We start from the raw sequence: 13,482 nt of genomic DNA on the forward strand, positions 1-13,482 counted from the left end.
TCAGCGCTCCGGCCGCTGGACCAGGTCGGTGAAGTCCTGCTCGTTGCGTTCGGCCAGCCGCACGTACGCCCAACCCACCGCGATCAGGAAGGGGAAGGAGGCCAGCCCGAGCAGCAGCCAGGGCAGGTTGACGCCGAACACGGTGACCCGGCCGACGGCCGGCGCGATCGCGAACAGCCAGGGCAGGCCACCGAGCCCGATCAGCACGACCAGGCTCATCCGTAGCGCGAGCGCCATCTGCGCCCGGACCAGGCCCCGCACGAGCGCCTCGCCGACCCGGGTCTGCTGGGCGATCTCCGCGCGCGTCCGTTCGGCCCGGCTGTCCCGGGTGTCCCTGCGGGACACCTCTGCCAGCACGATCCGCGCCCGCCCGGACGGCTGTGGCACGCGGGGGGCCGGTACCGGATCGTCGGCAGGGGTCACCTGGGCAGTCTCGCCTGCTCGGCGTGGATGTCAAGGGTGTCCACCGGGGTTGTGGACAACCTGTGGAGAACCCGTCACCCCTGTGGACAAGCCTCCGGGCGGAACATTAAGGCCCCATTAAGTCCCGGCGCGGTTTCCCGTTGTGTCGTGCCGGGTATGAGCTTGCCGGTATTGACCCCGCCCCCTACGCTGAGGCGGCAATCCCCTGTTTCCTCTTCTTCTACGGGGTTTCTATGCGCAAATTGCACACTCTGCTCGGCGCGACCCTCGCCGGGGCCTGTGCCCTGGCCGTGGTGCCGGGTACGGCGTCCGCCGCTCCCTCCGCCGCGCCGCAGACGATGGCGGCTCTCGCCGACACGACCGGGGCCTACTACGAGGTCTCCCCGGCCCGGCTGATGGACACCCGCGCGGGCCTGGGCGCGCCGAAGGCGAAGATCGGCCCGCTGGGCAAGGTCGACCTCCAGGTCACCGGCCGGGGTGGCGTGCCGACCAGCGGCGTCGGCGCGGTGGTGCTGAACGTCACCATCACCGGCCCGACGATGGACAGCTTCGTCACCGCCTACCCGGCGGGCGAGGCCCGGCCCGACGCCTCGTCGGTCAACTTCGCCAAGGGCTGGCTGGGCTCCAACAACGTCACCGTGAAGCTCGGTGCGGGCGGCAAGGTCTCCGTCTACAACCGCAACGGCTACACCGACGTGGTGGTCGACGTGGTCGGCTACTACGCCAAGGACAACTCGATGACCAACCGCAACGGTGGTCAGTACGAGTGGTACTCGCCCGAGCGGGCCTTCGATACCCGCAACGACCCGGAGCCCAAGCCCGCGGCCGGCACCACGCTCGAGTACTCGCTCGACTTCGGGCCGGAGCTCAACCCGCACATGCGGACCCTGGTCTTCAACCTCACCGCGGTGGCGCCGGCGAGTGCCGGCTTCCTCACCGCGTGGTCGGGCGCCACCGCCAAGCCGACCGCGTCCACCGTGAACTACGGTGCCGGCAAGAACGTGCCGAACATGGCGTTCGTGCAGACCACGCCGTGCACCGGTACCGAGGTGGGCCAGTGGTGCACCCCGGGCTCGCGGAAGTTCAAGATCTTCACCTCGGCCTCCGCGCACGTCCTGGTCGACGTGGTCGGCGGGGTCGACGACGGCTACTCGGAGTGGGGCATGCGCTTCAAGCCGATGAGCCCGACCCGGATCGTGGACAGCCGCACCAACCTGGGCATCGCCGGTGCCATGGGCGCCGGTAGCGTCCGTCGCGTGACCGTCCCGGGCGCGCTGGTCACCCCCGAGACCGGCGTGGCGGTCATGAATGTGACCGCGGTGAGGCCGACCAACAACACGGTCATCACCGTGTGGCCGGCCGACATCCCGGAGATCCCGAAGCCGAGCACCAGCAACCTGAACCCGTACGCCAACCAGATCGTGTCCAACGCGGTGCTCGGGATCATCGAGCCGAACAACGCGTTCAACGTGCACAACCTCACCGGCAGCACGCACCTGGTGGCCGACATGGTCGGCACGTTCTACTACCTGGCACCGGCTGCGACGCTCGCCGGTGACGCCGGCAAGAGCCAGCCTCAGATCGTGGGCTCCTCCCACCGCTGAGCAACGCAACGCACCATCGAGGGCGCCCCGGCCGACGGCCGGGGCGCCCTTCCCTTGTTCGTCAGGCGATGATGGGCCTTGATCCGGATACGCGTGCAATGCCCTTTCTTGGGATTCGCATAACATGGTTGCTGTCCATTGATCGCGGCCCCTAGTCTGGGCCGACAATCCCTTCCTCCTTCTTCACGGGGTGTTCATGCGCAAATTCCGCGCCCTCCTCGGCATTGGTATCGCCGGGGCATGTGCGTTGGCCGTACTGCCGGGAGTGGCGCTCGCGGCGCCCACCGCGCCGTACACGGCTCTCACCATCGACGTCGGTCAGGCCTGGGGGTCGACCGTCACCAATCCGGGCGTGTACGACGCCAGCAACGCCACCATGTACGCGTACGCCTTCGGCGACGCCGGTGTCCGGCTGACCGCCCGGGCCAACGCCACCGGTGACTACTTCGTCATCGACGCGGTGCCGCCCGCCGGGCAGCGTTTCGTCGAGGGTCAGACCTACGAGACCCGGCGCAGTTGGGACTCCACCCACGCCGGGCTGGACCTGTCCGGTGGCGGGACGGGCTGCAACCAGGCCTTCGGTTCGCTCACCGTCAAGCAGGTCGTGGAGGACCCGCAGACGCACGTCATCTCCGGCTTCGCCGCCGCGTACGACTTCCACTGCGAGACCAACCCGAACGGTATCCACGGCGAGGTCCGCTGGAACTCCGATGTCGACTACACCGCGGCGGTCACCACCCCGGTGCCGCTGAACTTCGGCAGCGTCGAGGTCTCCGCGGGCAGCGTCTCCCGCACAGTGACGGTCCGCTCCCAGGGCAGCGTGCCCGTCACCTTCGGCGGGGCCAGCTTCGCGGGCCGGGACGCCGCCGAGTTCTCGGTGAGCGCCAACACCTGCACCGGGCAGACCCTGGCGCCCGGCGCCACCTGCACCGTGACGGTGGTGGCGAAGCCGACCCGCCCCGGTGGCCGGTTCGCCGGGCTCGAACTGGCCGACGGCAGCACCTACGGCCGGACGGTCGTCGGGCTGGTCGCCAACGGTGTCGACGGGGTGCGGGGCACGTACTGGCCGCTTCCGCCGAAGCGGCTGATGGACACCCGCATCGGCCTGGGCGCACCGAAGGCCAAGATCGCGCCGGACCGCAAGGTCGACCTCCAGGTGACCGGTCGTGGTGGCGTGCCGAGCAGCGGTGTCGGCTCGGTGGTGCTCAACGTGACCGTCACCGGCCCGACGTCGAGCAGTTTCCTGACCCTGTACCCGGCGGGTGTGGCCCGGCCGACCGCGTCGTCGATCAACTTCCCGAAGTGGTGGCTGGGCTCCAACAACGTCACCGTGAAGGTGGGCTCCGGCGGCAAGGTGTCGGTCTACAACCGCGCCGGGTACGTCGACGTGGTGGTAGACGTGGTCGGCTTTTACGCCAGCGACAACACGCTGGCCAGCCGCGGCATCAAGGGCAGCCAGTACCAGTGGTTCAAGCCGTCCCGCCTCTGGGACAGCCGGACCGACGGTGGCGCGCTCCCGGCGGGCTACTACACCGACGGGCCGGTCAACTTCGGCCCCGACTTCAGCCCGCACGTCCGCGCGCTGGTCCTGAACATCACCGCCGTGTCGCCGAAGAAGGCGGGCTTCCTCACCGCCTGGTCGGGCGAGGGTGAGGTGCCTTCGTCCTCGACGGTCAACTACGCCGCCGGCAAGATCGTGCCGAACCTTGCGATTGTCAAGACCCGCCAGGTGTGGAACAGCAACGGCTACTACATGCCGGCGTTCGCGGTCTACACCCACGCGACGTCGAACATCGTGATCGACATCGTCGGCGTGATGGACGACGGCGAGGTCGCCGACGGGCTCCGCTTCACGCCGCTGACCCCGACCCGGATCGCCGACAGCCGGATCAACCAGGGCATCCCGGGGGCGTTCGGGCCCGGCTCGATTCGCAAGGTCACCGCGCCGTCGAGCATGGTCACCGATGCGACCGAGGTGCTGGCGATGAACGTGACCGCCGTGTCGCCGACCAAAAACACGGTGATCACCGTCTGGCCGGCCGACTACGGCATGTCGAAGCCGTCGGCGAGCAACCTCAACCCGGCCGCCGGGCAGATCGTGTCGAACGCGGTGATGGGGGTCATCGGCCCGCAGGACGCGTTCAACGTCCACAACCTCTCCGGCAACACCCACCTGGTCGCCGACGTGGTCGGCACGCTCTACCTCTACTCCGGTACGGCGAGTTCCGCGACGGTCGCCCAGGCGACGGCGGCGAATGCCGAGCGGCTGAAGGTGGTCGACTCGGGCGACCGGGTCACGCGGCGCGGCTGACGCCGACCTGAGGGCGTCCCGGCCGACGGGCCGGGACGCCCTCACCCGCTTTTCCTCCTTCGGGGGCGTCCCGGTCCGACCGGGGCGCCCCTTCCTCGTACGCGATCAAGAGCCGGCGGCGTTACCGGGTTGCCGCCATCCATCGACGCTCCTACTCTGGGTCGGCCAATCCTCTTCCTCCATCCACGGGGTCTTCATGCGCAAAATCCGCGCTCTGCTCGGCGTGACCGTCGCCGCGGCATGTGCGTTGGCCGGCCTGCCGGGAGTGGCGCTCGCCGCCCCGGCCGCGCCGTACACCGTTCTCGTCATTGACCTGAACGACCACCAGCGGCTCAGCACCGACCTCTTTACCGGGGTCTGGGCCGGCGACAACTCCGAGATGGAGACGCAGTTCGGCGACGGGGACGCGCTCACTCTCGGGGCCCACTGGCGTTACGAGGACCAACACCTGTGGAACGCGGTCCGCACCGCACCGCCGGCCGGCGAGAGCTGGCAGGTGGGGCGCACGTACGCCGCGACCAGTGCCGGCGGGGCCGGCGCCACGCTGAGCCTGGACGGCAGCGGGCAGACCTGCGCCGGTTCCGGAGAGGTCACCGTCAAGCGGGTGGAGCGGGACGCCGCGACCCAGCGGATGACCGCGTTCGCCGCCGCGTACGCGTTCCACTGCGACGACGACCGGGGCGTCATCGACGGCGAGATCCGCTGGAACTCCGACCTCGGCTACTCGGCGCTGGACCACACGTCCCGCCTCGACTTCTCCGAGGTGGTGGTCGGGGGCACGCCGAGGATGACGGCCTCCTTCACCCCGCAGGGCACCGTGCCGGTCACCTTCGGTGCCGCTTCCCTCGGTGGAACCGACGCCGCCGCCTTCGAGATCGTCGAGAACACCTGCTCGGGCCGCACCATCGCCGTCGGCGGCATCTGTGACGTCCGGGTCAGGGCGGTGCCGACCCGGGCCGGCACCCAGGAGGCGATCCTCTTCCTGGCCGACGGCAGCAGCTACGGCAAGCGCAGGGTGCCGGTGACCGTTCAGGGCTACCACAGCGCCGTCGGCACCTACTACCCGGTGAAGCCGGGCCGGATCATGGACACCCGTCAGGGCTTCCCGAACCTGCCGCAGGCCCCGATCGGTCCGGGCGGTGAGGTGGACCTTCAGGTCGCCGGCCGGGCGGACGTACCGGCGGAGGGTGTCGGCGCGGTCGTCCTCAACGTGACCGTGACCGGGCCGACCGCCGACGGCTTCGTGACCGTCTACCCCTCGGGAGAGGCCCGCCCCACCGCGTCCTCGCTCAACTTCGCCAAGGGCTGGCTGGGCTCGAACAACGTCACCGTCAAGTTGGGCGCGAACGGCAGGGTCAAGCTCTACAACCGCAACGGCTCCACCCACGTGGTCGTGGACGTGGTCGGCTATTACGCCGGCAGCGACGCCGTCCGGCGCGACAACGGGCTCGGTGCGCAGTTCCACCCGGTCAAGCCCACCCGGCTCGTCGACACCCGCACCACCGGAGCGGCCATCCCCGCGGGTGGCAAGCGCCGGTTCTTCGTGGACTTCGGGTCCAAATTGAGCGGGCGGGCCAGCGCCCTGGTCCTGAACATCACGGCGGTGGCCCCGGAGAAAGGCGGCTTCCTCACCGCGTGGTCCGGGCTGGGTGACGTGCCGTCGGCGTCGACGGTCAACTACGGCGCGGGCAAGGTGGTGCCGAACCTGGCGGTGGTGCAGTCGAACTACCAGTGCGACTGTGGCGCCACCTACGCCGTGAACACGTTCTCCCTGTACAGCTCCCAGAAGGCGCACGTGGTGGTCGACCTGGTGGGCGTGATGGACGGTACGCTCACCCCCAACGGCCTGCGCTTCACGCCCACGAGCCCGACCCGGATCGTGGACAGCCGCAGCAACCTGGGCACCACCGGCGCCCTCGGTCCGAACGTGACCCGCAAGGTGACCACGCCGCCGGCCCTGGTCACCGGCGCCACGCAGGCGCTGGCCATGAACGTCACCGCGGTGGCACCGACGAACGCCACGGTGATCACGGTGTGGCCGGCCGACGCCGGTCTGACCAAGCCGACCGCCAGCAACCTCAATCCGGCGGCGGGTCAGACCGTGTCCAACGCGGTGATCAGCGGGATCGGCCCGGCCGACGCGTTCCACGCGCACAACCTCGCCGGCACCACCCACCTGGTCGCCGACGTGGTGGGCCGGTTCGACCTCTACCCGTACACGGCGGGCAGCGGCGGGACCTTCACCGTGGTCCGTTCGGGCCCGGCGGTGTAGCCGGGTGGCTCCGGCCCGAGAAAGGGCGTCCCGGTCCGTCCGGGACGCCCTTTCTCGATGTACGGAGATCGAATGCGCTGGTGACGGGGTTGCCGCGAGCCATCGACGCTTTTAGGCTGTCTTCGCCAATCCCTCACTTCCTTCTTCCACGGGGTATCCATGCGGAAAATCCGCACCCTCCTCGGCGCGTTCGTCGCCGGGGCCTGTGCGCTGACCGTGCTGCCGGGGGTGGCGCTCGCCGCGCCCACCGCGCCGTACACGGTCCTCACCGTCGACGTGGGTGACGCCTACGGCAAGCCCGTCAAGCAGTCCGGCGTCCACGACGGCACCAACTCCACCGTGACCGGGCGCGCGTACGGCACCGGCGGCGTGAGCATGGGGGTGAGCGGCCTGCCGGGCGGCTCCACCATCGCCATGTGGATCACGCCCCCGGTCGGCCAGTCGTTCACCGCCGGCCAGACCTACCAGACCTCCGGGTCCGGCAACTCCACCCACGCCGGCCTGGACATGTCCTCGGATTCGACCGCCTGCAACGGCGCCTACTCGTACGGCAGCCTCACCGTCCGCGAGATCGCCTACGACGCGGGCACCGGGGCGGCGACCGCCTTCGCGGCCGCGTACGAGTTCCACTGCTCGCCGAACGCCGGCGCGGTCACGGGTGAGCTGCGGTGGAACTCCAACCTCGCCTACGTCGGGGTGACCTCCTTCCCCACGCCGGTCGTCGATTTCGGCCGCGTGGCGATCGACGGCACCGTGCCCACCGCCACGGTCACCTTCACCGTCAAGGGGACCCTGCCCAGCACCTTCGACGTGGCCCGCATCTCCGGGGCCAACCCGTCGTCGTTCTCCATCGTCAGCAACGGCTGCTCCGGCAGGACGTTCACGCCGGGCAACTTCTGCCGGGTCACGCTGGCGCCGAAGGCGCTGCGCTGGGGCGACTACACCGCCAACCTCGAACTGGTGGACAACAGCGCCTACGGCAAGCGGGTGGTGCCGCTGAAGTTCACCGCGTACGACACGGTGATCGGCATGTACTACCCGCTGGCGCCGCAGCGGCTGATGGACACCCGCACCGGCCTGGGGGTGGTCGAGCCGGGGCCGCTCGGCACCGGATCGGTCAACCTCCAGGTGGCGGGACGCGGCGGCGTGCCGGCCAGTGGCGTCGGCTCCGTCGTGCTGAACGTGACGGTGACCGGCCCGACGGCCAACAGCTTTCTGACGCTCTACCCGTACCCGGAAGCCACGCCGACGGCCTCGTCGATCAACTTCCCGGCGGGGTGGCTCGGCTCCAACAACGTCACCGTGAAGGTCGGCGCCGAGGGCAAGGTGTCGATCTACAACCGCAGCGGCACCACCCACGTGGTCGTCGACGTGGTCGGCTTCTACGCTGCCAGCGACACGGTGAAGAGCAGCCTCGGCTGGGGTGGCCAGTACCAGTCCGTGGAGCCGACGCGACTCATCGACACCCGTCCCACGGGCCTGGTGGCGAAATCGAGCATCGACAGTTACGTCGACTTCGGCCCGTCCAGCCCGCACGTCAAGGCGCTCGTCCTCAACATCACCGCGGTCAAGCCGGTGAAGTCGGGCTTCCTCAGCGCCTCGTCCGGTGACGGCCCGGCGCTGACGACCTCTACGGTCAACTACGGGGCCGGCAAGGTGGTGCCCAACCTGGCCTTCGTGCGGACCGGCAAGTGCACCAACTGCAACAACCTCCCGTACGCGGTGCCGACCTTCTCCATCTACACGTCCGAGGCGACCAACATGGTGGTGGACCTCGTCGGGGTCATCGACGACGGCTCCCTGCCGGACGGGCTGCGGTTCACCCCGCTGAGCCCGACCCGGATCGCGGACAGCCGCAGCGGTCTGGGCACCAGCGGCGCGCTCGGCGCCGGCGAGACCCGGAAGATCACCGCGCCGTCCACGGTGGTCGCCGCGACCACCGAGGCGCTGGCGATGAACGTGACCGCGGTGGCGCCGACGAAGGACACCGTGATCACCGTCTGGCCGGCGGACGCCGACATGGCCAAGCCGGGCGCGAGCAACCTGAACCCGGCCGCCGGGCAGATCGTGTCGAACGCGGTGATGGGCGGGATCGGCCCGCAGGACGCGTTCAACGTCCACAACCTCACCGGCAGCCTCGACCTCGTCGCCGACGTGGTCGGACGGTTCTACCTCTACTCGGGCACCGCGAGCACGACCGCGCTGGCCGGCGGGCAGCCGCTGACCGTGCGCGGTACCGGCGCACCGGACTGATGCTCGTCCACGGCAAGGGCGTCCCGGCGGTGGCCGGGGCGCCCTTGCGCGTATCCGCCGAACAGTCGGTGATCGACTCGATGTGGCGCACCACCTTGCCGCCTGTCGATTGCCGCCCCTACGCTGGGCCAGTTTCGTTCCCGTTCTCTTCCCACCCGGGGTCTTCATGCGCAGCATCCGCACTCTCCTCGGCGTGCTCGCCGCCGGGGCCTGCGCGACGGCGGTGGCGCCGACGGTCGCCCAGGCCGCGCCCACCGCGCCGTACACCGCGCTGGTCATCGACGACACCCAGGTCGGCGGTGACGACACCGGTTCTTGGAACGGCGGCAACGCCACGATGGTTCCGATGCTCAACCCCGGTGACCAGTTCGCGCTGGAGGCGCGCTGGTCGGAGCCGTCCGGCCCGAAGTCGACCAGGGTCGACGTCTGGCCGCCGTACGGTGAGACCCTCCAGGAGGGGCGCACCTACCCGGCGTCCACCTGGCCGGGCCCCGGCCAGGCGCGGCTGTACGTGGACGCGCTGCAGTGCGTCTCGGACGGGGTCGGCAGCGTCACGGTGCGGCAGGTTCGCCGGGACGCGATGGGAGAGCTCACCGCCTTCGCGGCGGCCTACGACCTCCACTGCGCGAACCGCACCGAGGTGGTCGACGGGGAGATCCGCTGGAACTCCGACGAGGGGTACTCCGCGGTGCTGCCGAGCGGTCCGCTCGACTTCGGCCGGGTCGAGGTGGGGCGCGCGCCGGTGACCCGTACCGAGACCTTCGCCTCGAAGGGGAGCGGCGACGCCGCGTTCGGCACGGCGCGCATCGAGGGCGCCGACCCGGCGGCGTTCACGATCAGCGGCGACACCTGCTCGGGCCGGGTCCTCCCGACCGGCGAGGTCTGCGCCGTGACGATCTCCGGCGCCCCCACCAGGGGGCGGGTGCAGACGGCCACCCTGGTCATGCCGGACAACACCGGGTACGGGCAGCGGACCGAGTCGCTCACGGTCGAGGGCTGGGAGGGGGTGATCGGCACCTACTACCCGCTCACGACGCCGTTCCGGCTGATGGACACCCGGAACGGCACCGGGGTGATCGGCCGTCCCATCGCCCCCGGTGAGGCGGTCGAACTCCAGGTCGCCGGCCGGGGCGGGCTGCCGACGGGCGGCCTCAGCGCGGTGGTGTTGAACGTGACGGTGACCGGTCCGACCGCGAGCAGCTTCCTGACCGTGTACCCGGCGGACGAGGCACGCCCCAACGCCTCCTCGATCAACTTTCCGGCCGGCTGGCTCGGCTCGAACAACGTGACCGTCAAGCTCAGCGCGGACGGCAAGGTCAAGGTGTACAACCGCGCCGGCTACACGCACGCCGTCGTCGACGTCTCCGGCTTCTACGCCGGCAGCAACTGGTTCCAGCCGACGCCGCCGCTGGGCGCCCAATACCACCCGCTGACGCCCCGCAGGCTTTTCGACACCCGTACCGACGGCGGGGCGATCCCGGCCCGGGGCTCGCAGCAGGGGTGGGTCGACTTCGGCGCTGCGCTCAGCCCGAAGGTGCGCTCCCTCGTCCTCAACGTCACCGCGGTGGCGCCGGCGAAGGCGGGTTTCCTCACCGTCTGGTCCGGTGAGGGCGCGGTGCCCGCCGCGTCGACGGTGAACTACGGGGCCGGCAAGGTGGTGCCGAACCTGGTGGTCGTGAAGACCCGGGCCTGCGTCGACTGCGGACGGGCGTACGCGGTGCCGTCGTTCGCTGTCTACACCTCGCAGGCCGCGAACGTGGTGGTCGACCTGGTCGGCGTGTTCGACGACGGCACCGTCACCGACGGGTTGCGGTTCACCCCGGTCAGCCCCACCCGGATCGTCGACAGCCGCACCGGGCTGGGCCTGCCCGGCGCTCTCGGCGCCAACGTGACCCGCGCGGTCACCACGCCGCCGGCCCTGGTCACCAGCGCCACCCGAGCTCTGGCGACGAACGTGACGGCGGTGTCGCCGACGAGGAACACGGTGGTCACCGTCTGGCCGGCGGACACCGGCGCCGGCAAGCCCGGCGCGAGCAACCTGAACCCGGGCGTGGGGGAGATCGTGTCGAACGCCGTCCTGACCGGCATCGGGCCGAAGGACCGGTTCAACGTCCACAACCTGTCCGGCAGCACCCACCTGGTGACCGACGTGGTCGGCTCGTACTGGCTCTACCCGGCCACGGCGAGCCAGCCGGGATCCTCCGCCACCTCGCCCTTCACGGTCCTGGCGGCGGGGCACCGGACCCGCTGACCCCGCCACCGTCGGAGGGCGTCCCGGTCCGTCCGGGGCGCCCTTCGGCGTACCGGGAACGGTTCCTCCGCCTTCGAAGCTGGTGAGATGGGGATGACCTGCCGGAACGGCTTCTTGCCGCCGCTCGGGAACGGCTTCTAGTCTGGGTCGATCCTCCTCTCCCCCTTTCTCCACCGAGGTGTTCATGCACGTGTTCCGGACACTGCTCGGCGTCTCCGTCGCGCTCGCGGGTGTGGTCGCCGGGCTGCCGGAGGTGGCCTCCGCCGCCCCGACCGCCCCCTTCACCGCCATCACCGCCGACCGTGGCGACCACGGTTACACCCCCGTCCCGGCCTCCGACGTCTGGACCCCGGACAACGCCGTGGTCAGCGGCTACCCGTCGCAGGGCGACGCGCTCCGGCTCAGGGCCGCCCGGGGCGAGCAGTACGTCGACGTCGTCCTGGCCCCGCCGACCGGGTCGGTGTGGGTCGCCGGCCAGACCTACCCGGCCGCGCGTTTCGCGGGTTCCGGAAACGCCAGGATCGACATCACCACGCCGGGCCAGGGCTGCAACATCGTCGCCGCTTCCGTCGCCGTGGCCGACGTCGCCCGGGATCCCGACACCCAGTTGATCAACTCCTTCGCGGCGTCGTACGAGTACCGCTGCGACGGTGACCCGGGCACGCTAAGCGGGGAACTCCGCTGGAACTCGAAGGTGGACTACGTCGCGGCCGTGCCCAGCCCGGGTCAGGTCGACCTCGGCAGTCTGGAGGTCGGCGGCGCGGGCGCCACCCGTACGGTGAGCTTCGCGTCCCGGGGCAGCGTGCCCGAGGTGTTCGGCGCGGCGCGCCTGACCGGGTCCGCGCCGGGCCAGTTCGCCGTCACCGGCGACACCTGCTCCGGCCGTACGGTCGCCCCGGGGGCCGGTTGCACGGTGACCGTCGCCAGCCGGGCGACCCTGACCGGCACCCACACCGCCAACCTCGCCCTGCCCGACAACAGCAGCCACGGGCGGCGAGTGGTGCCGCTGACCTACCGCGCCGCCTATGGCGTCACCGGCATGTACTACCCCCTGCCGCCCCAGCGCCTGATGGACACCCGGTCGGGGCTGGGCGCCCCCAAGGCGAAGATCGGCGCCGGGCAGACGGTCGACCTCGTGGTGGAGGGCCGCGGCGGCGTACCGTCGGTCGGGGTCGGCTCGGTGGTGCTGAACGTGACGGTGACCAATCCGACGACCGCCAGCTTCCTCAACGTCTACCCGGCGGGCGAGATCCGCCCCGACGCCTCCTCGATCAACTTCCCGGCGGGGTGGCTCGGCTCCAACAACGTCACGGTGAAGGTCGGCGCCGCCGGCAAGGTCTCGATCTACAACCGCAACGGCGCCACCGACGTGGTGGTCGACGTGGTCGGTTTCTACGCCGGTGACCACCTGGACCTCGCCAAGGTCGGCGTCGGCGGCCAGTACGGCGCGCTCGACCCGACCCGGCTGTTCGACTCCCGGCTGACGGGAGGCGCCGTCCAGGCGGGACGCGCCGTGCAGCTCTGGACCGACTTCGGCCCGGAGTTGAGCGGCCACGTCCGGGGGTTGGTCCTGAACGTCACGGCGGTCAACCCGGTCAGGGACGGCTTCCTCACCGTCTGGTCCGGCGAGGGGGCCCTGCCGACCTCGTCGACCGTGAACTACGGCGCCGGAAAGGTGGTGCCGAACCTGACCATCGTCAAGACCAGCTCCTGCACCGACTGCGGCACCGGGCACGCCGTCCCGTCGTTCGGCGTCCACACCGCACAGACGTCGAACATCGTGGTGGACCTGGTCGGTGTCATGGACGACGGGCAGGTCCCTGACGGCCTGCGGTTCCGGCCACTGAGGCCGACCCGGATCGTGGACAGCCGCGTCGGGCTCGGCATCACCGGCGCCCTCGGCCCGAACACGACCCGATCGGTCAGCACGTACCGGGAGGAGATCCCCTCGGACACCGCGGCGCTGGTGACGAACGTGACCGCGGTCGCCCCGACGAACAACACCGTGATCACGGTGTGGCCGGCGGCCCTGCTCAAGCCGACGTCGAGCAACCTCAACCCGGCTGCGGGGCAGACGGTCTCCAACGCCGTGCTCACCGGGATCGTTCCGGGCCACCAGTTCAACGCGCACAACCTCTCCGGCAGCACGCACCTGGTGACCGACGTCGTCGGCACCTTCTACCGCTACCCGGGTACGGCGAGCGGTACGGGGGGCACCCGCTTCGCCGTACTCGGCTCCGGGATCCGGCCGACCCGCTGACCCTGCCACCTCCCGAAGGGCGTCCCGGTCCGTCCGGGGCGCCTTTCGGCGTACCCGAGAACCTTTCCGGGCCGCCGTGGGTGGAGTGGGTGGAGAAGTGACCCGGCC

Annotated in this window: 7 protein-coding genes; 6 read left to right on the forward strand and 1 reads right to left on the reverse strand. The window is 70.7% G+C overall.

Going from position 1 to position 13,482, the window contains the following annotated elements; genetic code table 11:
• Nucleotides 1-387 (reverse strand): hypothetical protein, encoded by a 387-nt coding sequence (locus tag AB0I41_RS03845; RefSeq protein ID WP_357101497.1) that lies wholly within the window; start codon nt 385-387, stop codon nt 1-3.
• Nucleotides 388-656: 269 nt separating this feature from the next.
• Here AB0I41_RS03845 and AB0I41_RS03850 point away from each other — a divergent pair, with 269 nt between their 5' ends.
• The 6 genes from AB0I41_RS03850 to AB0I41_RS03875 all read left to right on the forward strand — a co-directional run bounded on the left by AB0I41_RS03850 (nt 657) and on the right by AB0I41_RS03875 (nt 13,374).
• Nucleotides 657-2,027: a hypothetical protein gene (locus tag AB0I41_RS03850; protein WP_357101499.1), complete on the forward strand. Its 1,371-nt coding sequence runs from the start codon at nt 657-659 to the stop codon at nt 2,025-2,027.
• 196 nt (nt 2,028-2,223) lie between these two features.
• Nucleotides 2,224-4,338 carry a choice-of-anchor D domain-containing protein gene (locus AB0I41_RS03855; protein ID WP_357101501.1) on the forward strand — a complete coding sequence of 705 codons (2,115 nt, stop codon included), beginning with the start codon at nt 2,224-2,226 and terminating at the stop codon, nt 4,336-4,338.
• A gap of 196 nt (nt 4,339-4,534) precedes the next feature.
• A complete protein-coding gene (locus AB0I41_RS03860) occupies nt 4,535-6,610 on the forward strand; it encodes a hypothetical protein (RefSeq protein ID WP_357101503.1) in 2,076 nt (691 codons plus the stop codon).
• Nucleotides 6,611-6,769: 159 nt separating this feature from the next.
• The gene (locus tag AB0I41_RS03865; RefSeq protein WP_357101505.1) at nt 6,770-8,863 is read left to right on the forward strand and encodes a hypothetical protein; all 2,094 of its coding nucleotides are present in this window, start codon (nt 6,770-6,772) and stop codon (nt 8,861-8,863) included.
• A gap of 166 nt (nt 8,864-9,029) precedes the next feature.
• On the forward strand, nt 9,030-11,114 hold the full coding sequence (locus tag AB0I41_RS03870) for a hypothetical protein (protein WP_357101507.1): 2,085 nt from the start codon (nt 9,030-9,032) through the stop codon (nt 11,112-11,114).
• A 190-nt stretch (nt 11,115-11,304) separates the two neighbouring features.
• Nucleotides 11,305-13,374, forward strand: a complete 2,070-nt coding sequence (locus tag AB0I41_RS03875; protein WP_357101509.1) for a choice-of-anchor D domain-containing protein — start codon at nt 11,305-11,307, stop codon at nt 13,372-13,374.
• Nucleotides 13,375-13,482 lie beyond the last annotated feature (108 nt).

Source organism: Micromonospora sp. NPDC050200 (assembly GCF_040656135.1).
Classification (GTDB): Bacteria; Actinomycetota; Actinomycetes; order Mycobacteriales; family Micromonosporaceae; genus Micromonospora.